The sequence below is a fragment of the Kitasatospora sp. NPDC001119 genome, from assembly GCF_053598475.1.
Genome location: NZ_JBSFKI010000038.1, coordinates 1 through 24486, shown reverse-complemented (window position 1 = coordinate 24486; position 24486 = coordinate 1). Strand labels below are relative to the sequence as shown.

Genomic DNA, 24486 nt, shown 5'->3' with positions numbered 1-24486 from the left:
ACGATGCGTCAGTACGACAAGGTACCCCCAACAAAAAAAAGAGGGTGTTCGCTATTATTTTGCCGTGCGCGCCAGTCTAGTGCGAGCACGGGGAGGTCATGTCATGCTCACAACCGCACTGCCGGGCTCCGGTGTCTCGGTCCTGGGGTTCGCCGAGAGGATCTTCGACGCGCTGCCGCGCGTGGACCAGCGCCGCTGGGCGCACGTCTACCTGCGCGGCATGCTCGAGACCCCGGGGCGCAAGTCGGTGCGGCGCCTCGCGGCCGGGGCCGAGGACGCGCCCAGGGTGCTCCAGTCGCTGCACCAGTTCATCAACGGCAGCCCCTGGGAATGGGCCCCGGTCCGTGCGGAACTGGCCAGGTGGACGGGGCAGGGCCTTGCCGCCCGGGCGCTGGTGATCGACACCGCCGTGCTCCGCAAGCGGGGCGAGCACTCCTGCGGAGTGCACCGCCGCTTCGTGCCCGCCAGCGGCCGCTCGGTCACCTGCCAGGTCGGCCTCGGGGCCTTCCTGGCAACGCTCGACGAGGCCGTTCCGGTCGACTGGAGACTGCTGCTGCCGTCCTCGTGGACCGAGGACGCCGAGCGCAGGGAGCGCACGAGGATCCCCGACGACGTGGGCCGCTGCTCGGCGGCGCGGCAGGCGCTCGAACTGGTCGACGCGGTGGCGGCAGCCGGGGTCGTTCCCGTGCCGGTGGTGGCCGACTTCAGCGGTGAGGGCGGGGCCGAGGCGCTGGTGCACGGACTCGGGCTGCGCAAGCGGGACTTCGTGGTCGCGGTCCCGGCCGGCCTGCGGGTCACGGTCGGCGGCCGCAGTGGCGTCCAGTCGCAGCGCGCGGGCGCGGTGCAGCCCGCCGTGGCGGAGGTCCGCTCCCTGCCGTTCGGCGGGTGGGCGGACGCGGCGGGGCGCAGCGCCGTGGTCTCCCCGGCCGGGCAGGCCCGCGTGGTGACCGTCCTGGGCGGCACCGTCGGACTGGCCGACGTACCCGGGAGCCCGCGGCAGTACCGGCTCTTCAGCGTCCGCACCCCCGGCTCGCGCGGCCCGGCACGGCTGTGGCTGACCAACCTGACCCACGCCCGGCCGGAGAACCTCTGCGACCTGACGCTCCATCACGCGATGGCGCAGCGCACGACGGCCCGGCTGGAGGCCGACTTCGGGCTGACCGACTTCGAGGGGCGCTCGTTCCCGGGCTGGCACCACCACATGACGATGGTGTCCGCCTCCTACGCCTACCAGCGGCTCGGCCGGGGCGTCGCCGCGCAGGCGCTGGCAGCGGCAGGGTGAGCCGGCGGGTGCGGCCGGGGCCCGGTGACTTCCCGAAGTCGCGGGATGTGCGCCTCCGGGCTCTGAAAACATAGCGAATGTTCTTTATGATTTGAGGGTCGGGCGCACGACCGCCCGGTCAGGATCACGGGTCCACGAGACCCGTCGCTACGGCATGGGGGACGTTGCGTGTCAACGGCAGTGGAATTCCGCATCCTGGGACCAGTGGGCGTCCGCGTCGGCGGGCAGGAGGTCCATCTCGGAGGGACCAAGCCCAAGACCGTGCTCAGCGCGCTGCTGCTGGCCGGGGAGCAGGTCGTCAGCGATGACAGACTGAGCTACGTGCTGTGGCGCGACCGGCCGCCGAGAACCAGCGACGCGCAGATCTACACGTACATATCGCGGTTGCGGAAGGCCTTCGCCGGACACGCCAACATCGCCCGCCAGGGCCAGGGTTACGCGATGTCCATCGGCGCGGCGATGTTCGACTGGAAGCAGTTCACCCAGCTCTCCGCACAGGGGCGGTCCGCCCTTGCCAACCGCCGGTACCGGCTGGCCTCGCGGTACTTCACCGATGCCCTCGACCTGCAGAGCGGACCGGTGCTCACCGACACCACCGAGTACCTGCTCAGCGAGGAGGCCGCCGCGCTGACGGAGGCGAGGGTGGTGAGCATGGAGGGGCAGATCGAGGCGAACCTGGCCCTGGGACTCTACGAGGACGTGGTGCCCGACCTGTTCCGGCTGGTGGCCAAGTACCCGTTCCGAGAACGGGTGAGGGCGCAGCTGATGCTCGTCCTGCACCGCTGCGGCCGCCAGTCGGAGGCCATCGCCCTCTACCACCAGGGACGCCGGCTCCTGGCCGAGGAACTCGGCGTGGACCCGGGCATCCAACTGCGCGAGGTCTACCAGGGGATCCTGATGGGCCGCCCCGAACTCGGCGACGCGGCCTGATGACCGCCTACCGCCACGAACCGTACGGCCGGCAGACGTGCGCCTGGCAGGCGCAGATGACCGAGGCCGCCACCCACATCGCCGCCAGCGGGCCGGGGCTGTCCACCAGTGCCACGGACAGCCCGGACACGATCGCGACCAGCACGACCATCAGCAGCCAGGACCGGCGGCGGTACCGGCCGAGCCGCCCGGCGACCGCCGCGTCGAGGCTGTCGTCGAGCAGCGCGTCGACCGCCTCCGCGACGCGGTCGTCGATCAGGTCGCCGAACTTGTCGTTGAGATCACCACGCGACGTCTGAGCGGTCGTCATCATCGGCCTGTTTCCCGTTCTCGGCTGGTTGGTCGGTACGTCCACAACTCTGCCGGTCGCGGTCACCGCGGGCAGTCATGGAGACCCACGAGCCCGCGGTGGGTTTTCCCTACCCCATGTCCGTGGGTTGCCCTTGTGCCGCCGACGCGGCCCCCACACCTACTGTTTCCCGGAGTTCAGCAGATGGATGAGCAAGGAGTGTGGGCCGGCCGTGGACGAGCAGAACCGCCGATGGGCCGGCCCCGACGGACGACGGGGCTGAGAACTGATGATGGACAACCCGAGGCCGACGGCCGTACCCGGGAGCCGGGGCCTGTCGCACAACCCCCTCAGGGCACTGCGCACCCCCGAACTGTGGCTGGCGTCCGCGCACCTGGCCACCGACGGGGTCATGGCGCTGGCCGGCTTCGCCGTCCTGGCGCTGCTGGCGACCGGCATCATGCTGCTGCCCGTCGCCCTCACCGGAATCCCCCTCGTGGTCGGCGCCGGATGGGCGCTGCACCGGTTGGCGCGGGTCGAACGCAGCAGGTTCGCCATGCTCACCGGAGTGGAGATCGCCGGGCAGCAGGCCCCCGAGCTGTCGATGCGTCCGCTGCAGTCCACGGCCTCGGTCCTCGGCAGCGAGCCGGTCTGGCGGCAGGCCGCGTACTTCACCCTGCTGATGCCGGTGTCGCTGCTGAACTTCTTCGCGGTGGCGCTCCTGTGGGCCGGCCCGGTGATGCTGGCGCTGCTGCCCTTCTACTACTTCGGCCTGCCGAACGGACAGGCGGCGATCGGCCCGCTGGTCGTCGACAATCCGCTGACCGCCCTGGCGGTCGCGACGGCGGGCCTGATCCTCGGTGCTACGGTGTCACCGGTCGCGGTGCGCGCCCTGCTGGCCCTGGACACGGGCATCGCCCGGTCCCTGCTCGCCCCGGGTCGGGACGTGGAGCTCACCCGCCGGGTCGAGTACCTGACGCAGAGCCGGGCCAGGGCCATGGACGCGGCGGAGGCCGAACGCCGGCGCATCGAGCGGGATCTGCACGACGGCGCGCAGCAGCGGCTGGTCGCCATGGCGATGACCCTGGGACGGGTCAGCTCCCGGCTCAAGGGTTCCGGCCAGGAGGCCACTGCGGAACTGGTCGACAGTGCTCGCGACGAGGCCCGCCAGGCCATCGTCGAGCTGCGGGACCTGACCCGGGGCCTGCACCCGCCGGTGCTCACCGACCGGGGCCTGGACGCCGCGCTCTCCGCGGTGGCCGCCCGCTCGCCGATCCCGGTGACGGTCGACGTCGAGGTGGAGCCGAGGCCGTCCGCCACCGTCGAGGGAGCCGCGTACTTCGTGGTGACCGAGGCGCTGGCCAACGTCGGCAAGCACTCCGCGGCGACCAGCGCCTGGGTGCTGGTGCGGCGGATCGGCGACCGGCTGATGGTCGCGATCGGCGACGACGGGATCGGCGGTGCCGATCCCGCCCGGGGCAGCGGCCTCACCGGTCTGGCGGACCGGGTGGCCGGGCTGGACGGAAAGCTGACGGTCACGAGCCCGGTGGGCGGACCGACCACGATCGAGGTGGAAATGCAATGCGTGTAGTGATCGCCGAGGATTCCGCACTGCTGCGGCAGGGCATGGTGCTCCTCCTCGAGGAACAGGGCATCGAGGTCCTGGCGGCGGTCGGTGACGGAGAGGCCCTGCTGCGGGCGGTGGCCACACACCGGCCCGACGTGTGCGTGGTCGACGTGCGGATGCCGCCGACCTTCGTGGACGAGGGCCTGCGCGCCGCGCTGGTGATCCGCAACCGGTGGCCGGACGTCGGGGTGCTCGTGCTGTCCGCGTACGTCGAGCAGAGCTACGCCGTCGACCTGATCGGCGACGACGGGCAGGGAGTCGGCTACCTCCTGAAGGACCGCGTCTCGGACGTCGACGAGTTCGTCGGCGCGCTGAAGCGGGTGCTGTTGGGGGACACCGTGCTGGACCCCGAGGTCGTCAAGCAGATGCTGGCCCGCAGCCGCAGGAAGGACCCGCTGAGCTCGCTGTCCCCCCGGGAGAAGGACGTGCTGTCCGCCATGGCGGAAGGCCGCTCCAACTCGGGGATCGCCGCCCAGCTGGTCGTCGGGCCCGCTGCAGTCGAAAAGCACATCAGCAACATCTTCACGAAGTTCGGCCTGCACCCGGAGGACGGCGAGAACCGCCGGGTCCTGGCTGTCCTACGCTACTTGGGAGCTTGAAAGCATGTCCTCTGGCAAGAACAACAAGTCGCTCATCACGGGTACCGCGCTGCTCGTCCTGCTCGTCGTCATCGGGGCGGGCGCCTGGACGATGCTCAAGGTGCTGCCCGGTCAAAAGGACTTTTCCCAGACCGACCAGGCCGACGCCGCCTCCGTCACGCTGCTGACCGTCAACGCGGCCAACGCGGGTGTCTCACTGAGCCCCGGCAACGACTCCGCGGTGCACGTCACGGCGACCGGCAAGTACACCGACAGCCCGCCGACCGTCACCACCAGTACGTCCGGCGGGACCATCACCGTCTCGCAGTCGTGCTCGGGCGACTGCGACATCAAGCTCGACATCACGCTGCCCGCCCAGCTCGCGGCGAAGGTGTCCTCCGGTGACTCCTGGACCACCGGGCACGACCTGGCCGGCAGCCTCGACATCACCACCCGCTCGGGCGCCATCGACCTCACCAACCCCTCCGGCCCGCTGACCCTGAAGAGCGGCAGCGGCCAGATCAAGGTGGCAGGCGCGGGCTCGGACACGATGGACGCGACGTCGAAGGACGGCGAGGTCCGGGCCGCCTTCCGCGCCGCCCCGACCACGGCGAACGTGACCACCCACGACGGTGGCGTGGACATCACCCTGCCGTCCTCGGACTACTACATCCAGGCGCAGAGCGCGAACAGCTCCCCGAAGATCGACCTGCCGATCGACCGGAACTCCAAGCACAGCGTCATGGTGAAGACCAACAGCGGCGGTATCGACATCCACCGCTGAGAGACCACCGCCACCGGTGAGCAGCACGGCGACCGCCGTTCTCGCGGCCGCCGGAGCCGGTGGCGGTCCGGACGGAGCCCAGACCATTACCCCCGGTGGTCTGGGCTCCGTCACCACCCTTCCCGGGGACACACGGACGCCCCCGGTCCGCGCGGGGAGCGGCGGCCGGAGGCGTCGTGACGGGCAGGGTGTCGAGCAGTGGGTGTTCAACCGCTCCCGGCGAGCGCCGGGTCGGCGGGGACGGTGACCGCCGTCACCAGGAGTCCGCGGCAGGCGGACCAGGCCCCCTCGAAGCCGGCCAGCCGCACACCCGACACGACGGGGCCCGGTACCAGCAGACGGGCCGTGAAGACCGGGGAGTCGGCCTCGAAGGTGATGACGGCCTGGTCGAAGTCCAGCCAGCTGCCGGTCAGCGGGTACCAGGCCTTGTAGACGCTCTCCTTGGCGCTGAAGAGCAGTCGGTCCCAGCGCACGTCGGGGCGGCGGTCGAGGAGGACCGCCACCATCGACCGCTCCTCCTCGACCGCCACCATCCCCAGCTTGAAGGGCAGCGGTTCGTCGGGTTCGGCGTCCAGGCCCAGGGAGGCCACCGTGGCCGCGGGTGCCACCGCGGCGGCCCGGTACCCGGGGCAGTGGGTCATGGAGCCGACAAAGCCGGGCGGCCAGGACGGGGCGCCGGACGGCCCCGGCACCAGAGCCGCCGGGGGCGTCCCCAGCCGTGCCAGCGCGGTTCGGGCGCAGGCGCGGACGGTGGCGAACTCCCGGCGCCGGCGCCGCACGGCGTGCGTGAGCACCGCCCGCTCCTCGGGGAAGAGCGGGACCCCGTCGAGGTCGGCGAACGCCTCCGCGACCTCGACCGGCGGGGAGAACAGGTCCGCGACCAGCGCGCCGCCGCTCACACCAGGACGCTGCCGTTGCCGGGCCGCCGTCCGCGGGTGCGGCGGTTGTCCAGGTTCACGAAGGTGCGGTGCAGCCAGCGGTCGAAGCCGTCGTAGCTCGGCTCGAACGCGGTGCGTCCGTGGAGGGTGACCCGGTTGTCGACGAAGGCCATCTCGCCTTGCTGGAGGACGAGCGTGCGCGCGGTCCGCAGGAAGGCGTCGCGCAGCGCGGTCAGGGCGGACCCGGCCTCCTCGTCCAGCGCCTCGGTGGCGTGGAAGTCGACGCGGACGTTGGGGTCCGCCGGGCTGCCGCTGAACACCGGGTGCACCGGGCCGGAGTCCCCGCTGCCGAAGGACGGCGGCGGGGACGTGCGGAAGCGCGGCTGGCCCAGCACCTCGACGACGTGCTCGGGCAGCAGGCCCAGGGTGTTGCGCACCGAGGTGACGAGCGTGCCGGCGGTGCGGGTGCGGTCGTTGCGCAGGCACAGCAGTCCGACGAAGTCGGGGCGGTGCGGGTGGAACGCGTTCTCCACGTGGAGTTCGAGCGGGACGGAGCCGGCGTTGCTCTGCGAGGTCTCCCGGCCGGGGACGGGCACGACGTTCTGGACGAGGGCGCCGAACTTCTCCTCGCGGTAGGCGACGATCTCGCCGAGGTTCAGCGCGACGAGCGCGGCGATCGCGGCCGGCACGGCTGCCTCGCGCTCGACCGAGTCCGGTACGGCCGGGGTGAACGGCAGCTCCTCCTCGACGACCGGCAGGTTGCGCAGCGCGAGGATGCCGTCCTCGCCGGGGTCGTGGCGGTAGGCGCGGATCACCTCCTGCAGGCGGTGCGGCAGCCGGCACGAGAGCTCCCGTGCCGCCTCGACCCACACGGGGTCGTCGATCAGCCGCGGCGCGGTGTAGGCCAGTTGCGTCGCCAGCAGCGCGACCTCGCGCCGCTCCTGCTCGGACAGCGTCAGCGTGAGCCGGTTGTCGGCGGGCGCCAGAACCGGTTCAGGCAGCAGTGTGGTCATGGGGTTTCCTCTTCTCCCGATCTTCTAGGGGCCGTACGGGCGGTCAGGGCCTCAGCTGGACATCGCCACCAGGACGCGGCGGTCGCCGGTGAAGGGCCGGCGGCCGTGGGCGACCAGGAGGTTGTCGATCAGCAGCAGGTCGCCGGTGCGCCAGTCCACGTCGACCGCGGCCTCCAGGCCGCGGTCGCGGATCTGGGTGACGTACTCGGGCGGGATGGCGCCGCCGTCGGCGAAGCTCACCGACTGCGGCAGCTCGTCGGCGGGCATCACCCTGGCCAGGGCGGCGGCGTCCGCGCCGAGCATCGCCGGGTGCCACTGGTCGGCCTGGTTGAACCAGACCTCCGCGCCGGTGACCGGGTGCCTCACGGTGGCGGGGCGGTTCTGGACCACGCGCAGGGCGTTGCCGGGACGCCACTGCCACTCGGCCTCGGCGCCGGCCAGGAACCGCTCGACCTCCGCCGGGTCGTCGGTCTCGAAGGTCTCCTGCCAGCTCTTGCCGAGACCGCGGCCGCCGTGCAGGTTCTGGGTGTAGCGGACGCCGCCCGCGAAGGCCTCGCGCACCTCGGCGTCCAGCGACTCCAGCCACAGCGCGGCGTCGACCACCGGGGTGGCCCCGCCGGTCCCGGGCTGGACGGCGCAGAAGAACAGCAGCCGCTCCGGCCAGGCATGGGCGTACGAGAGCTCGTTGTGCATCGAGATGACGAACTCGGCCGGGTACTCCGTCGAGGTGTACACGTTCCGGCCGACCTTGGTCCGCGGTGAGTTCCCGTGGACGTAGGCCGCCCGGTTCGGCAGCAGTTCGTCCATGACGGTGCCGAGCGTCTCCTCGGTGATGCCGAAGCCCCGGAACACCAGTGCCTTCCGTTCGGTCAGCAGCGCGGCGACATCCGTTCGCCGGAGCTCGGCGAGGAGCCCCTCCGCGTCGCCGGCCACGCCCGGACTCTCCGGGCCGATCTCCAGGGGCTTCCACGCCAGGCGATCCGTCATCACAGCCTTTTCCCTTTCTCCGCCATCGGCGGCACCTCCGCCGCGAGCAGCGCACGGAATCACTGAGTAGAGAGGATCTTTCGCTTTTCTATATTCCGTCTACAAAATTCAATCCGTTGAATATAGGGCCGATCCAATCGCTCTGACCTGGGTATATGCGTAAATTCCGAGTGTCCATGTCACATATCTGGAGGCTCGTCCGCGCCGCTCGGGGTGAGATATAGACCACCTATAGGGCCATTCGGAGAGTAGGTATTCAAGCATTGCCGCCGTCCGTCACCAGGCGGACGAAGACACGTATTGGGAGCGAAATGTCCGAGCAGAACGCGCAGGAGTACCTGGTCGTGCTCAACGACGAGGAGCAGTACTCGATCTGGCGGGCCGAGCGCGAGCTGCCCGCCGGCTGGCGCGCCGAAGGTACCCGCGGCACCAAGGAGGAATGCCTGTCCCACATCGGCACGGTGTGGACCGACATGCGCCCGCTGAGCCTGCGTCAGCGCATGGCCGAGAACGCCGCCTGACCCTCCCCCCTCCCCACCCCCTTTCCCCGTCCCTCCTGACCACGCTCGGAGCACTCGTGGCACGTCAGACGCCCCTCACCCGTCTCATCGCGGACCTGGCAGCCCAGGCTCCGGACACGGTCGCCGTTCGCCACGGCAACCAGGAGATCACCTACGCGGCGCTCGACGAGGCGGCCAACCGGCTCGCGCACTACCTGCGCGATGCCGGTGTCCGCCCGGAGAGCCTGGTCGGCACCCATCTGCCGCACAGTGCCGAGCTGCCGTCGGCCGTCCTCGGCGTCTGGCGGGCCGGCGCGGTCGCCGTGCCGCTGGACGCCGACGGGCCGGCCGCGCACCTGCGCCGGATCCAGCAGGGCAGCGCCGTCGGCGTCGTCCTCACCCTGGAGCGGTTCGCGGCCGAGGTGGCGGGCGAGGGCGTGCGGGTGGTGCTCCTGGACGCGGACGAGGAGGACATCTCGTTCTTCCCGGCGACCGACCCCGGGGCGACCTCGGAGAGCGCCTGGGTGAGCCGGGGCCCGGACGGCACGGCTCTGGTCGTCGAGCACGCGGCCCTGGCCAACCAGGTCCGCTGGACGGCGCGCCGGCACGGGATCGGCGCCGCCGACCGGATCCTCCACCTGGACCGCGCCGTCGACGCCCCGTGGCCGGTGTTCACCGCACTGGCCGCCGGCGCGACCGCGGTGCTGGCGACGCCGGAGGAGGCCGCCGAGGCGGGACGGCTGGCGCACCTCGTCGCCGGACAGGCGGTGACCGTCCTGCCGGCCACTCCCGACCTGCTCGCCGACCTGGTGGGCGGCCAGGAGACGGCGGACCGCTCCGCCGTCAGGCTCGTGCTCGCCGTGGGCACCCCGCTGGAGGCGGACCTCGGCCGGTCGGTTCTCAAGGCCCTGCCCGGGGCCGCGCTCTGGCACGTCTACGGACCGGGCGCCCTCGCCGTCACCGCCCACCCCTTCGACGCCGGGCAGGACGGGCCCCACGCCGTCCTCGGGCGTCCGATCGACAACGTCCGCGTCCTCGTCCTGGACGAGGAGGGCAGCCCGGTCCCGCCGGGTGTCCCCGGCGAGATCCACGTCGCCGGCCTCGGTGCCCCCCACGGCTACCTGGGCGCCCCCGCCCTGACCGCGGCGGCCCTCGTCCCCGCCCAGTACGGTCCCCCCGGCTCCCGCCTCCACCGCACCGGCGACCTGGCCCGCTGGCGCACCGACGGCGCCCTGGAGTACCTGGGCCGCACCGGAGAGGTCACCGCCACCGCCGGCGACGACCGGCAGGCACCGCGCACCGCGGGGCGCCCGCCCTACACGGCCCCCGCCACCGAGGCCGAGCAGATCGTCGCCCAGGCGTGGTCCCGCCTCCTGGAGGTGGAGCGGGTCGGCGCCGACGACAACTTCTTCCAGCTCGGCGGCTACTCGCTGGTCATCACCCAGCTCGCCGAGCAGCTGCGCGCGGCGACCGGCCGTCAGATCGCCCTTACCGACCTGTTCACCGCGGTGACCGTGCGCGAGCAGGCCCGCCTGATCGATCCCGACGGCGGCGCCGACCGGGCGACCCCGCCCGCCGTCACCGCCGTGCCGCGCGACACCGCGCTGCCACTGTCCTACGGCCAGCGCCGCCTGTGGTTCATGGACTCGATGCAGCCGCAGAGCCCGGAATGGGTCTCCTCGCTGTCCCTGCGCGTGGCCGCGGACACCGGGCCGGAGGCCGTCCGGGCCGCCCTCGACGCCCTCGGCGAGCGCCACGAGGCCCTGCGCACCCGCTACCTGAGCCAGGACGGCGAGCCGCTGCAGGTCGTCGAGGCCCACCGGCCGATCGAGCTGAAGGTCGTCGAGGGCACCCGCGAGGAGCTGCTCACGGCCTGCCAGGAGCAGTTCGACACCGGCTTCGACCTCTCCTCCGGGCGCCTGTGGCGGGCCCTGCTCTGCGGTGAGGGCGACGGCGACCGGCTGCTCCTGATCACCTTCCACCACATCGCCTGCGACGGCTGGTCCACCGCGGTCCTGGAGAGCGAGTTCCGCGAGCTGGTCGAGGCGCACCGCGCGGGCCGCAGCGCCGAGCTGCCCGAACTCCACCTGCAGTACGCCGACTTCGCCGCCTGGCAGCAGGAGTGGCGCAGCAAGGAGAGGCTCGCCGAGAGCCTCGACCACTGGCGGAACGCCCTGGCCGGGGCCGCCCCGCTGGAACTGCCCGTCGACCACCCCCGCCCGGCCGAGCGCGACGGGCGCGGCGGTGTCGTCACCTTCACCGTCCCCGGCCCGCTGGCCGCCGCGGCCAAGGCGTTCGGCCGCCGGCACGAGGCCACCCCGTTCATGACCCTGCTCACCACCTTCGGCACCCTGCTCGCCCGGCACACCGGGCAGTGGGACGTCGTGGTGGGCGCGCCGGTCGCCGGCCGCACCCGCGCCGAGACCGAGCCCATGGTCGGCTTCTTCCTCAACTCCCTGGTGCTGCGCTGCCGCCTCGACGACCGGCAGTCCTTCGCCACCGCCCTGCAGGACGTCCGCACCTCCTGCCTGTCCGCCTTCGCCCACCAGGACCTGCCGTTCGAGCACCTGGTCGAGGAGCTGCGGCCCGAGCGCGACCTCTCCCGGACCCCGCTGTACCAGGTCGCGTTCAACATGCACGACGAGCAGCTGGCCGCGGGCATGCCCGACCGCGAGGACATCGGCTTCCTGCGCGACGCCCGCCGGGTCGCCAAGACCGACCTGACCCTGTACGTCCGCGCGGAGGCCGACGGCAGCTGGACCGGCGCCTTCGAGTACGCCAGTTCGCTGTTCGAGCACGCCACGATCGAGCGGCTGGCCGACCACTTCCTGCGGCTGCTGGAGTCCGCCGTCACCGACCCCGGTTCGTCGCTCGCCGAGCTGGACATCCTCACCGACGCCGAGCGCGAGGAGCTGTCGACCGGCTGGAACGACACCCGGCAGACGTGGGAGCCCGGCTCGGTCATCGACCTGTTCGAGGCCCGTGCCGCCGAGACCCCCGACGCCCCCGCCCTGATCAGCGGCGGACAGGTGCTCACCTACCGGGAGCTCGACGAGCAGGCCAACCGGATGGCCCACCACCTCATCGCCAACGGTGCCCGCCCGGACACCCTGGTCGGCGTCTGCCTGGAGCGGGGCCCCGGGCTGGTCACCGCACTGCTCGGCGTCTGGAAGGCCGGGGCCGGCTACGTCCCGCTGGACCCGGCCAACCCGGCCGAGCGGCTGAGCCACGTCCTGGCCGACTGCGGCGCCCCCGTCCTGGTCACCGAGTCCCCGCTCACCGCCCTCACCGAGTCCTTCGCCGGCGCCCGGGTCTTCGTCGACCGGGACGAGCAGGCCATCGCGGCCCGCCGCGCCGACGCCCCGGCGCGTCCCGGCGACCCGGACCACCTCGCCTACGTCATCTACACCTCGGGCTCGACCGGCAAGCCCAAGGGCGTCATGGTCACCCAGCACGGCCTGGTCAACCACCTGCGCTGGGCGGCCCGCGACCTGGTCACCGGCGAGGGCGGCGCCCCGCTGTTCTCCTCCGTCGCCTTCGACCTCCCGGCGACCAATCTCTACGTCCCCCTGATCACGGGGCAGCCGGTGCACGTCCTGCCGGCCGACCTGGACCTGTCCGGCCTCGGCCCCGCCCTCGCGGCGGCCGGCCCGTTCAGCTTCGTCAAGCTCACCCCCGGCCACCTGGAACTGCTCAGCCACCAGCTCACCGCCGAACAGTGCGAGCGGCTCGCCCGGCTGATCCTGGTCGCCGGTGAGGCGCTGACCGCCCGCACCGCCAACCACTGGCGGGAGATCCTCGGCGCAGGCCGGCTCATCAACGAGTACGGGCCGACCGAGGCGTCGATCGGCTCCACCGCCCACCCGGTGGTCACCGCCTACGACCAGCCGGTGCCGCTGGGCGGCTCCCTGCCCAACACCACCGGCTACGTCCTGGACGGCAACGGCCGGCTCGCCCCGGTCGGGGTCGCCGGCGAGCTCCACATCGGCGGCGACGGAGTGGCCCGCGGCTACCTCGGCCGGCCGGACCTGACCGCGGAGAAGTTCGTTCCGGACCCGTTCGGCCCGGCCGGCTCCCGGCTGTACCGCACCGGCGACCTGACCCGCCGGCTCCCCGACGGCGCCATCGAGTTCCTCGGCCGCATCGACGATCAGGTCAAGCTGCGCGGCTACCGGATCGAACTCGGCGAGATCCAGGCCCAGTTGACCGCGATCCCGGGCATCAGGGACGCCGTGGTCGTGCTGCGCACGGACGACCGGGGGGAGAAGTCCCTCGCCGCCTACGTCGTCCCCGAGAGCGGCACCGCCGACCCGCAGGCCATCCGCGCCCACCTGGCCGGGGCGCTGCCGGAGTACATGGTCCCCGCCACCGTCGCGGAGCTGCTGGCCATCCCGCTGACCTCGAACGGGAAGCTGGACCACCGGGCCCTGCCCGCCGTCGAGGCTCCGGCCGGCGACCACTGCGCGCCGGCCACCCCCACCGAGGAGCGCATCGCCGAGATCTGGGCGGACATCCTCGGCCTGGAACGGGTCAGCGTCCTGGACAGCTTCTTCGAGATCGGCGGCCACTCGATCCTCGCGATCCGCATGACCGCGCAGCTCCAGGACGAGTTCGACGTCAACCTCACCATCCGAACGGTGTTCGACATGCCTACGGTCCGCGGACTGGCCGAGGCGATCGAGAACGAGATCAAGGCGGAGATCGAGCGGCTTGCCGACTCCGAGCTCATCGACAACTAGCGCTGGCGGGAGACCAGGGATCATGAACACCGGCGACAAGTCGTCCACCAAGCAGAACGCGGCCAACCTGCGGGAGGAGCTGCTGCGCCGCCGCCTGGCGGGCAAGCGCGGCAACCACCGGCCGGCCATCACCGCCGCCGACCGCGAGCAGCCGCTGCCGCTCTCGTTCGGTCAGGAGCAGATGTGGGTCCTCAACCGGATGGACCCCGAGAGCCCTGAGTACCTCGTCCCGCTGGCACTGCGGCTGACCGGCGCGCTGGACGTCGGCGCCCTGCGCACCGCCTGGGACCGGATCGTGGCACGGCACGAGATCCTGCGCACCCGGTACGCGCTGGTGGGCGAGCGCCCGGTGCAGCGGGTCGACGCGGCCCGGCCGCTGGACATCGCCGTCGTCGACCTGTCGCACCTCCCGGCCGACGACCGGGAGGTGCGGGCCCGCGCCCTGGCGGAGGAGGAGGCCGCCGCCCCCTTCGACCTGGAGCGCGAGTGGCCGGTGCGGGCGAAGCTGTTCACCCTGGCCGACGACGACCACCTGCTCGTCGTCACCCTCCACCACATCGCCTGCGACGCCTGGTCGGTGGGCATCGTCACGCGGGAGCTGGACCGGTTCTACCGCGCGGCCGTCACCGGCCAGGACGACCAGCCGGCCCCGCTGCCCCTCCAGTACGCCGACTATGCGGCCTGGCAGCGCGGCGAACTGAGCGGCCCCGCCCTGGAGCGCCAGCTCTCCTACTGGCGCGAGCAGCTCGCCGGTCTGCCGGTACTGGACCTGCCCACCGACCGTCAGCGGCCCGCCCTGCGCGACCCGAGCGGCGCCTCGGTGCCGTTCAGTATCCCGGCCGACCTGGCCGGGCGCGTCGGCGAACTCGCCCGCCGGCACGGCGTCACCCGCTTCGTCGTCCTGCTCACCGCCTACCAGGTGCTGCTCTCCCGCTACACCCGCAGCACCGACATCCCGGTCGGCGTGACCGTCTCCGGACGCAACCGCCCCGAGCTGCAGGAACTCGTCGGCTACGGCATCAACGTCCTGGTGGCCCGCGCCGCCTGGACCGGCGACCCGTCCTTCGCCGAACTGGTCACCGCCGGCCGCGGCACCGTCCTCGACGCGTACGAGCACCAGGCCGTGCCGTTCGCCCGCCTCGTGGACGAGCTGCAGCCCGAGCGCGACCTCTCCCGCACCCCGCTCTACCAGGTCGACTTCATCATGCGCGAGCAGCGTGACGCCGGCCTGGAGTTGCCCGGCGTCTCCGTGCGGCGCGAATCCGGTGAGGGCATCGCCAAGGTCGACCTCACCCTGGACGTCGAGGACGTCCAGGACGGCCCGCTCAACGCCCGGCTGGACTTCGCCACCGCGCTGTTCGACCGGACCACCGCCGAGCGCTTCGCCCGCCAGTACGTCCAGGTGCTGGAGAGCGCCACCGCCGACCCCGGGGCGCCGCTGTCCACCTTGGAGATCCTCCCCGAGGAGGAGCGCCGCCTGGTGCTCGGCACCTGGGCCGACGGCGGAGCCGCCGAGCGGCCGCAGCTCACCGTCGACCTGATCCGCGCCCAGGCCGCCGCCACCCCCGACGCGGTCGCCGTCGTCGTCGGCGAGGAGCACCTCACCTACCGCGAGCTGGACGAGCAGTCCAACCGGATCGCCCGGTGCGTGCTCGAACTGGGCGCCCGCCCCGACATGCTCATCGGCGTCTGCCTGAACCGCGACGTCCACCTCGTCCCCACCCTGGTCGGCATCTGGAAGGCCGGCGCCGCCTACCTCCCGCTGGACCCGAGCGTCCCCATCGACCGCCTCCGCTTCATGCTGGAGGACACCCAGGCGTCGATCGTGGTCACCACCGGTCAGCACATCCCCACCCTGGCCGGCATCCACTACGGCACCTTCCTCGTGCTGGACCAGGACCAGTACCTCGTCGACGAGCAGCCGGACACCGACCCCCTCGTCCCGCTCGACCCGCAGGCGCTGGCCTACGTCATCTACACCTCCGGCTCCACCGGGCGCCCCAAGGGCGTCATGATCCACCAGCACGGCCTCGCCAACTACCTGCGGTGGACCGTCGGTTCGTACGCCGCCCACGGGAACGCCGGCGCGCCGCTGTTCTCCTCCATCTCCTTCGACCTCGGCATCCCCGACCTCTTCACCCCGCTGATCACCGGCCAGTCGGTCCACCTCATGCCGATGGACCTCGACACCGCCACCCTCGGCCCCGCCCTCGCGGCGGCCGGCCCGTTCAGCTTCATCAAGCTCACCCCCGGCCACCTCGACCTGCTCACCCACCAGCTCACCCCCGAGCAGGCCCACGGCCTCGCCGGCCTGGTGATCGCGGCCGGCGACACCTTCCCCACCTCGCTCGCCGACCGCTGGCAGCGGCTCGCCGGCCCCGGCGGCACCATGGTCGGCTCGGAGTACGGCCCGACCGAGATCACCATCGGCAACTCCGGCAGCCCGATCACCGACCTGCCCGCGGCCGAACTCATCCCGCTCGGGGAGCCCATCCCCAACAGCACCATGTACGTCCTCACCGACGACCTCGCCCCCGTCCCCGTCGGGGTGCCGGGCGAGATCTACATCGGCGGCGACGGTCTGGCCCGCGGGTACCTGGGCCGCCCGGACCTGACGGCGGAGAAGTTCGTCCCCAACCCCTTCGGCCCGGCCGGGTCCCGCCTCTACCGCGCCGGCGACCTGGCCCGCTGGCTCGCGGACGGCTCGCTGGACTTCCTCGGCCGCATCGACAACCAGGTCAAGATCCGCGGCTACCGCATCGAACTCGGCGAGATCGAGGCCCGCCTGCGCCTGCACCCGACCGTCGGGGACACCGTCGTCAGCGTGCGCGAACCCAGCCCCGGCAACAAGCGGCTCACCGCCTACGTGGTCGCCGCCGACGGCGACACCTTCGACCCGGAGGTGCTGCGCGCCCACCTGGCCGCCGCGCTGCCCGAGTACATGGTGCCGACCGCCTTCGTCGCCATCGACAGCATCCCGCTGACCGGAAACGGCAAGGTCGACCACCGCGCGCTGCCCGCCCCGGGCGAAGCGGCCGCCGGCGGCCACCGCGCGCCGGCCACCGCCCTCGAGGAGGAGCTGACCGGGATCTGGGGCGAGGTGCTCGGCCTGCAGCGCATCAGCGTCCTCGACAGCTTCTTCGAGCTCGGCGGCGACTCCATCGGCGTCGTCCGCCTGGTCGGCGCCCTGCGCACCGCCGGCTACGACCTCACCGTCCGGGACGTCTTCCAGCACCGCACCGTCGCGTCCCTCGCCGAGCACCTCGCCGGCCAGGCTACCGACGGGTCGCTGGTCACCGCCGTGGAGCCGTTCGCGCTGATCGGCGACGAGGACCGCGCCGCGCTGCCCGAGGGCGTCGTGGACGCCTACCCGCTGTCGCAGATCCAGACCGGCATGCTGGCCGAGATGCTGGCCGCCCAGGACGACGGCGCGGGCAAGGACGTCTACCACAACGTCAACCTCTTCCGGATGGCGGACGGTCGCCCGCTCGACCAGGACGCGCTGCGTGGAGCCCTGCGGGAGGTCCTGAACCGTCACCAGGTGCTGCGCACGTCCATCCACCTCAACGGCTACTCCCAGCCGCTCCAGCTCGTCCACGCCGAGACCGGTGACCTCCCGCTGCGCGTCGAGGACCTGCGCGGCCTGGACACCGCGGAGCAGGAACGCCGCGAGGCCGCCGGCCTCGCCCACGAGCGCGACAGCGCCTTCGACCTGACCGTCGCCCCGCTGCTGCGCGTCGGCGTGAACATCGAGTCGGACGACGCCTGGTCGCTCACCCTCAGCCACTGCCACGCCGTCACCGACGGCTGGACCCTGAACACGCTGCTGATGGAGCTGGTGGAGTGCTACCGGGAGCTGCGCGACGGCCGTGAGCTGCCCGCCTACGAGGCGCCGGCCGTCCGGTTCGCGGACTTCGTCGCGGCCGAGCTGGAGTCGCTGGCCTCCGAGGAGGACCGCGCCTTCTGGCAGGACGTGGTGGCGGAGCACGCGCCGCTGCGGCTGCCGGAGTCGTGGGCCGACCCGCAGGGCGGTACGCGCGACCGGCACGGCGTACGGGTGCCCTTCCTCGACCTGGAGGAGGAGCTGCACCGGCTCGCCAACGACGCCAAGGCCTCGGTGAAGAGCGTGCTGCTGGCGGCGCACCTCAAGGTGCTGGGCATGCTCAGCGCGGAGGAGGCCATTCACGCGGGCGTGGTCTACCACGGGCGTCTGGAGGCGCCGGGTGCGGAGCGGGTGCTGGGTATGCACCTGAACACGCTGCCGTTCCCCGCCACCCGCCCGTCGGGCACGTGGCGTGAGCTGGTGGAGCGGGTCTTCGCGCAGGAGTCGGAGATCTGGGCCCACCGCCGCTACCCGCTGCCCGCCATCCAGCGCGACAGCGGCACCCGCGAGCGGCTCGTCTCCGTCCTCTTCGAGTACCAGGACTTCGGCCAGCTCGGCACCGCGAGCGTCGGCACCTCGGTCCAGCAGGACATCGGCGGCAACGAGTTCGCGCTCAACGTGACCGCCTCCGACGGGCACATCGCCCTCAACACGACGTCGGACGTCGTGAGCCGGGCCGCACTCGAGCGGCTGGGTGCGCTGTACCGGCTGGTGCTGGAGGCGATGGCGGCGGATCCGGACGGTGACGCGTCGGGTGTGGTGCTGCCGGAGGCGGAGCGTGCTGTTCTGCTGCGTGGTGGTTCGGTCGTGGAGTGGGGTGCGGGTTCGGCTCTGGAGTTGTTCCGGGCTCGTGCGGTTGCTTCGCCGGATGCGGTTGCGGTGGTGTTCGGTGGGGAGCGGGTGTCGTATGGCGAGCTGGACGCGTGGTCCTCGCGGATCGCGGGCCGGCTGCGTGGGTGGGGGGTCGGGTCCGGATCGGTTGTGGGTCTGTTTGTGGACCGTGGTCCGGGTGTTGTGGCGGCGATGCTGGGTGTGTGGAAGGCGGGGGCTGCGTATGTTCCGGTCGATCCGTCGCTTCCGGCCGAGCGGGTGGGCTACATGCTCGCCGACTCGGGTGCCGCGCTCGTCCTGACCGACGCCGATCCGGCTGGTCGTCTGGGTGAGTACGCGGGTCCGTGGCTGGAGCTGGACGGTGCGGGTGATGACGCCTGGGACGGGGTCGTTCCCGCTTCGGACGACCTCGCCTACGTGCTCTACACCTCCGGATCCACCGGTCGTCCCAAGGGTGTGATGATCGGCCACGGTGCGCTGGTGAACCTGCTGGGTTCGATCCGTGACGACGTGACGGGCGAGAGCGCGGGCACGTGGCTGGCTTCGACGTCGGTGTCGTTCGACATCTCGGGTCTGGAGCTGCACCTGCCGCTGATCACAGGCGGGAGCATCGTCCTGGCCTCGGCCGAGCAGGCGAAGGATGCCGCCGCGCTGGTGGAGCTGGTGGCCCGTAACGAGGTCACGCATGTCCAGGCGACTCCGTCGGGCTGGCGTCTGCTGCTGGCGTCGGGTTTCGAGGACGTGTCGGTGACCGCCCTGGTGGGTGGTGAGGCGCTGACCGTGGGTGTGGCGCGGGAGCTGCTGCCGAAGGTCGGTCGCCTGGTGAACGTCTACGGTCCGACCGAGACGACGATCTGGTCCGCTCAGGGCGAGGTCCCGGCGGAGGTGGAGCGGGTCTCGATCGGCGGCCCGCTGGCCAACACCCAGCTCTTCGTCCTGGACGGCGCTCTGGAGTTGGTACCGCAGGGTGTGACCGGCGAGCTGTTCATCGGTGGTGACGGTCTGGCCCGCGGTTACCTGGGCCGCCCGGACCTGACGGCGGAGAAGTTCGTCCCGAACCCCTTCGGCCCCGCAGGTTCACGCCTGTACGCGACCGGTGACCTGGCCCGTGTCCTCGCGGACGGCACCCTGGAGTGCCTGGGTCGTGCCGACGGCCAGGTGAAGGTCCGCGGCTACCGCATCGAGCTCGGCGAGATCGAGAGCGCCCTGCGCGAGCACACCTCCGTCCGCGACGCCGTCGTGACGGCCCAGGAGGACGCGCACGGGGACAAGTCCCTGGTCGCCTACGTCGTCAGTGCCGACGGTTCCGGCCTGGACACGGTCGTGCTGCGGGAGTTCCTGGCCCGCTCGCTGCCCGAGTACATGGTGCCGACCGCCTTCGTCGCTCTGGACGTCATCCCGCTGACCAACAGCGGCAAGGTCGACCACAAGGCCCTGCCGGTCGTCGACCAGACCGCTTTCGCCACCGCCGAGATCGTCGCCCCGCGTACCCCGCTGGAGGAGCGTCTGGCCGCCATCTGGTCGGACGTCCTGGGCGTCACCCGGGTCGGTGTCGAGGACAGCTTCTTCGAGCTCGGCGGCGACTCCATCCGCGTCGTCCGCCTGGTCGGCGCCCTGCGCGCCGCCGGCTACGAGGCGTCCATCCGGACGGTCTTCACCCACACCACCATCGCCGGCCTCGCCGGTGTTCTCGCCGGGAACGGCGGCGCATCGCTGGTCACCGCGGTGGAGCCGTTCGCACTGATCAGTGACGGGGACCGGGCCGCGCTGCCCGAGGGTGTCGTGGACGCCTACCCGCTGTCGCAGATCCAGACCGGCATGCTCGTCGAGATGATGGCCGCCCAGGGCCGGGGCGAGTCCGCCTACCTGAACATCAACTCCTTCCGCATCCCGGACACCACGCCCTTCGACCTCGACGCCCTCACGAAGGCCGCCGCCGTCGTGACCGGCCGCCACGAGGCCCTGCGCACCTCGCTGGACTTCGAGACGTACGGCCAGCCCCTGCAACTGGTGCATGCGGAGGCGACGATCCCCGTCCGCATCGAGGACCTGCGGGGTCTGACGGCCGACGAGCAGCGTGCCGCACTACTGGCCTTCACCGCCCGGGAGGAGGCCGAGTCGTTCGACCTCGGGACCGCTCCGCTGCTGCGGATCGCGGTGCACCTGGAGTCGGACGAGGCCTGGCGACTGACCTTCACCTACAACCACGCCATCGCCGAGGGCTGGAGCTACCACTCGCTGCTCATGGAGCTGCTGGCGTCCTACCAGCACCTGCGCGACGGCCGTGAGCTGCCCGCCTACGAGGCGCCGGCCGTCCGGTACGCGGACTTCATCGCTGCCGAGCTGGAGTCGCTGGCCTCCGAGCAGGACCGCGCCTACTGGCGGAACGTCGTCGCCGACCACACGCCGTTCGAGCTGCCGTCGGGGTGGCGCGCCCAGGGCGGTGCGAAGGAGCCCTACCGCCTGGAGGTCGACTACCGCGACCTGGAGGACGGGCTGCGCCGGCTGGCGCGCCGCACGAGCACCTCGCTGAAGAGCGTGCTGCTGGCCGCCCACCTCAAGGTGCTGAGCATGCTCAGCCCGGAGCGGGCCTTTCATACCGGTGTGGTCTACCACGGGCGTCTGGAGGCGCCGGGTGCGGAGCGGGTGCTGGGCATGCACCTGAACACCCTGCCGTTCCCCGCCACCCGCCCGTCCGGCACCTGGCGTGAGCTGGTGGAGCAGGTCTTCGCGCAGGAAGCGGAGACCTGGGCCCACCGCCGCTACCCGCTGCCCGCCGTCCAGCGCGACAGCGGCACCTCCCAGCGCCTGCTCACGGTGATGTTCGACCACCAGAACTTCCACCAGGTCGACACCGGCACCGTGGACGCCGGCGCGGGGCTGGGCGTCGGCGTCAACGAGTTCGCGCTCGCGGTCATCGCCACCGGCGGTGTCCTCGCGATCAAGTCCAGCACGGACGAGCTCGGCCGGGATCGCGCCGAACAGCTCTCCGCCATGTACCGGCTCGTACTCGAAGCCATGGCCTCGGACCCCGAAGGCGACGCCACCGCCGCCTACATACCCCACTTGGAGCAGACCGCAGTGCCTCGGATGCGTACGGAACCAGACCAGCGCGAGCTGTCCCTCGACCTCTTCCGCGCTCGTGCGGTTGCTTCGCCGGATGCGGTTGCGGTGGTGTTCGGTGAGGAGCGGGTGTCGTATGGCGAGCTGGATGCGTGGTCGTCGCGGATCGCGGGCCGGCTGCGCGGGCAGGGGGTCGGCGCCGGTTCGGTGGTGGGCCTGTACCTGGACCGCGGCCCCGGTGTCCTGGCGGCGATGCTGGGTGTGTGGAAGGCGGGTGCCGCCTACCTTCCGGTGGACCCGTCGCTTCCGGCCGAGCGGGTGGGCTACATGCTCACCGACTCGGGTGCCGCGCTCGTCCTGACCGACGCCGACCCGGCCGGCCGGCTCGGTGAGTACACCGGTCCGTGGCTGGCGCTGGACGGCGGTTCCGAGGAGAGCTGGGACGGCATCGTCCCGGCCGCCGATGAGCTGGCGTACGTGCTCTACACCTCCGGATCCACCGGTCGTCCCAAGGGTGTGATGATCGGCCACGGTGCGCTGGTGAACCTTCTGGGTTCGATCCGCGACGACGTGACCCCCGGCCGCCCGGGCACCTGGCTGGCCTCGACCTCGGTGTCGTTCGACATCTCGGGTCTGGAGCTGCACCTGCCGCTGATCACCGGCGGGAAGATCGTCCTGGCCTCGGCCGAACAGGCCAAGGACGCCGCCGCGCTCGTCGAGCTGGTGGCCCGGAACCGGGTCACCCACGTCCAGGCGACTCCGTCGGGCTGGCGCCTGCTGCTCGAGGCCGGCTTCGACAACTACGCCGTCACCGCGCTCGTCGGCGGCGAGGCGCTGACCGCCGGCCTGGCGCGGGAGCTGCTGCCGCAGGTCGGCCGCCTGGTCAACGTCTACGGTCCGACCGAGACGACGATCTGGTCCGCCCAGGGCGAGGTCCCGGACGGCGTCGAGCAGGTCTCGATCGGCGGCCCGCTGGCCAACACCCGGCTCCACGTCCTGGACGTGGACCTGAACCCGGTGCCGCAGGGTGTGACCGGCGAGCTGTTCATCGGTGGTGACGGTCTGGCCCGCGGGTACCTGGGCCGCCCCGACCTGACGGCGGAGAAGTTCGTCCCCGACCCCTTCGGGCCGGCCGGCTCCCGCCTCTACGCGACCGGTGACCTGGCCCGTGTCCTCCCGGACGGCACCCTGGAGTGCCTGGGCCGCATCGACGGCCAGGTGAAGATCCGCGGCTACCGCATCGAGCTCGGCGAGATCGAGAGCGCCCTGCGCGAGCACACCTCCGTCCGCGACGCCGTCGTGGCCGCGCACGAGGACGCCCAGGGTGACAAGTCCCTGGTCGCCTACGTGGTCCCGGCTGACGACTCGGCTCCGGACACGGCCGCGCTGCGGGAGTTCCTGGCCCGCTCGCTGCCCGAGTACATGGTGCCGACCGCCTTCGTCGCCCTGGACGTCATCCCGCTGACCAACAGCGGCAAGGTCGACCACAAGGCCCTGCCCGCCCCGGACGCCGACGCGTTCGCGCAGTCCGCGTACGTGGCGCCGCGTACCCCGGTGGAGGAGAGGCTGGCGGCCGTCTGGTCGGACGTCCTGGGCGTCACCCGGGTCGGCATCGAGGACAGCTTCTTCGACCTCGGCGGCGACTCCATCCGCGTCGTCCGTCTGGTCGGCGCCCTGCGCGCCACCGGCTACGACGTGACGGTGCAGGACGTCTTCGAGCTGCGGACCGTCGCCCGCCTGGCTCAGAAGCTGAGCGGTCAGGAGGCCGGCGCATCGCTGGTCACCACGGTGGAGCCGTTCGCGCTGATCGGCGACGAGGACCGGGCCGCGCTGCCCGAGGGCGTCGTGGACGCCTACCCGCTGTCGCAGGTCCAGACCGGCATGCTCGTCGAGATGATGGCGAACCCGGGCACCGCCGTCTACCACAACCTCAACTCCTTCCTGATCCCGGACACCCGGCCCTTCCAGCCGGAGACGCTGCGCGCCGCCCTCGCGCACGTCGTGCAGCGGCACGACATCCTGCGCACCTCGGTCGAGATGACCGGCTACTCGCAGCCGCTCCAGTTCGTCCACGCCACCGCCGAGCTGCCGCTCTCGCTGCACGACCTGCGCGAGCTCGACGCGGCCGGGCTCGACGCCGCCCGCGCGGAGTTCGCCGCGCTGGACCGCGCCACCCCGTTCGACGTGACCGCCGCCCCGCTGGTTCGGCTCGCCGTCCACCTGGAGTCGGACGAGGCCTGGCGCCTGGTCCTCAGCCACTGCCACGCGGTGACCGAGGGCTGGACCGCCAACTCCCTGATGACCGAGATCGTGGCCGCCTACCAGCAGCTGCGCGACCGGGGCGAGGCCACTGACGAGGAGGCGCCGGCCGTCCGGTACGCCGACTTCATCGCGGCCGAGCTGGAGTCGCTGGCCTCCGAGCAGGACCGCGCCTTCTGGCGGGACGTCATCGGCCGGCACGCGCCCATGCTCGTGCCCGCCGGCTGGGGCGAGAGCACCGGCACCGTCGAGCGGCACTGGGCCCACGCACCGTTCGCGGACCTGGAGGAGGACCTGCGCCGACTCGCCGCCCGCGCGCGTACGTCGCTGAAGAGTGTGCTGCTGGCCGCGCACCTGAAGGTGCTGGGTTCGCTGACCTCGGAGGAGGCCTTCCACACCGGTGTGGTCTACCACGGGCGTCTGGAGGCGCCGGGTGCGGAGCGGGTGCTCGGTATGCACCTGAACACGCTGCCGTTCCCGGCCACCCGTCCGTCCGGCACCTGGCGCGAACTGGTGGAGGGCGTGTACGCCCGCGAGTCGGAGATCTGGGCCCACCGCCGCTACCCGCTGCCCGCCATCCAGCGCGACAGCGGCACCGGCGAGCGCCTGATCACGATGCTCTTCGACCACCAGGACTTCCACCAGGTCGACACCGACACTGTCGACGTCGACGCCAACATCGGCGACGGCGTGAACGAGTTCGCGGTCAACGTCACCGCGGCCCGCGGCCGGATCTCCATCGGCAGCACCACCGAGGTGCTGAGCGGGTGGAACCTGGCGCGGCTGGCGGAGATGTACCGGCTGGTGCTGGAGGCGATGGTCGCGGACTTCGACGGGGACGCC

Annotated in this window: 12 protein-coding genes; 8 read left to right on the top strand and 4 right to left on the bottom strand. The window is 72.1% G+C overall.

Features of this window, described 5'->3' with window-relative positions; genetic code table 11:
* Positions 1–103 precede the first annotated feature (103 nt).
* Both ACWDD9_RS34560 and ACWDD9_RS34555 read left to right on the top strand, forming a co-directional pair.
* Complete coding sequence (locus ACWDD9_RS34560; protein WP_449813810.1) at positions 104–1282, top strand: IS701 family transposase; 1179 nt, start codon at positions 104–106, stop codon at positions 1280–1282.
* A 204-nt stretch (positions 1283–1486) separates the two neighbouring features.
* Positions 1487–2212 (top strand): AfsR/SARP family transcriptional regulator, encoded by a 726-nt coding sequence (locus ACWDD9_RS34555; protein WP_375875779.1) that lies wholly within the window; start codon positions 1487–1489, stop codon positions 2210–2212.
* A gap of 7 nt (positions 2213–2219) precedes the next feature.
* Here ACWDD9_RS34555 and ACWDD9_RS34550 read toward each other — a convergent pair whose 3' ends face one another.
* A complete protein-coding gene (locus ACWDD9_RS34550) occupies positions 2220–2525 on the bottom strand; it encodes a hypothetical protein (protein WP_449813809.1) in 306 nt (101 codons plus the stop codon).
* Positions 2526–2790: 265 nt separating this feature from the next.
* Between ACWDD9_RS34550 and ACWDD9_RS34545 the strand changes: the two genes are divergently transcribed.
* From ACWDD9_RS34545 to ACWDD9_RS34535, 3 genes are read left to right on the top strand one after another with little or no spacing between them, the layout of a single operon-like run.
* A complete protein-coding gene (locus tag ACWDD9_RS34545) occupies positions 2791–4092 on the top strand; it encodes a sensor histidine kinase (RefSeq protein WP_380660046.1) in 1302 nt (433 codons plus the stop codon).
* Positions 4083–4727: a response regulator transcription factor gene (locus tag ACWDD9_RS34540; protein WP_380660045.1), complete on the top strand. Its 645-nt coding sequence runs from the start codon at positions 4083–4085 to the stop codon at positions 4725–4727. Before ACWDD9_RS34545 ends, ACWDD9_RS34540 begins: the two co-directional genes overlap by 10 nt.
* 4 nt (positions 4728–4731) lie before the next feature.
* Positions 4732–5490, top strand: coding sequence for a DUF4097 family beta strand repeat-containing protein (locus tag ACWDD9_RS34535; protein ID WP_449813808.1), 759 nt, complete (start codon positions 4732–4734; stop codon positions 5488–5490).
* Between the two features lie 206 nt (positions 5491–5696).
* Here the strand turns inward: ACWDD9_RS34535 and ACWDD9_RS34530 are convergent, their stop codons facing one another.
* From ACWDD9_RS34530 to ACWDD9_RS34520, 3 genes are read right to left on the bottom strand one after another with little or no spacing between them, the layout of a single operon-like run.
* Positions 5697–6389: a 4'-phosphopantetheinyl transferase family protein gene (locus tag ACWDD9_RS34530; protein WP_380660043.1), complete on the bottom strand. Its 693-nt coding sequence runs from the start codon at positions 6387–6389 to the stop codon at positions 5697–5699.
* Complete coding sequence (locus tag ACWDD9_RS34525) at positions 6386–7381, bottom strand: TauD/TfdA family dioxygenase (RefSeq protein ID WP_375875772.1); 996 nt, start codon at positions 7379–7381, stop codon at positions 6386–6388. The genes ACWDD9_RS34530 and ACWDD9_RS34525 overlap by 4 nt, the downstream gene beginning before the upstream one ends.
* Before the next feature lie 51 nt (positions 7382–7432).
* Positions 7433–8368, bottom strand: a complete 936-nt coding sequence (locus ACWDD9_RS34520) for a TauD/TfdA family dioxygenase (RefSeq protein ID WP_449813807.1) — start codon at positions 8366–8368, stop codon at positions 7433–7435.
* Between the two features lie 311 nt (positions 8369–8679).
* Between ACWDD9_RS34520 and ACWDD9_RS34515 the strand changes: the two genes are divergently transcribed.
* The 3 genes from ACWDD9_RS34515 to ACWDD9_RS34505 form a co-directional block, all read left to right on the top strand.
* On the top strand, positions 8680–8889 hold the full coding sequence (locus tag ACWDD9_RS34515) for an MbtH family protein (RefSeq protein ID WP_375875770.1): 210 nt from the start codon (positions 8680–8682) through the stop codon (positions 8887–8889).
* 56 nt (positions 8890–8945) lie between these two features.
* Complete coding sequence (locus tag ACWDD9_RS34510) at positions 8946–13607, top strand: amino acid adenylation domain-containing protein (protein ID WP_449813806.1); 4662 nt, start codon at positions 8946–8948, stop codon at positions 13605–13607.
* Between the two features lie 22 nt (positions 13608–13629).
* The coding region (locus ACWDD9_RS34505) for an amino acid adenylation domain-containing protein (protein WP_449813805.1) at positions 13630–24486 on the top strand (10857 nt) is incomplete at its 3' end.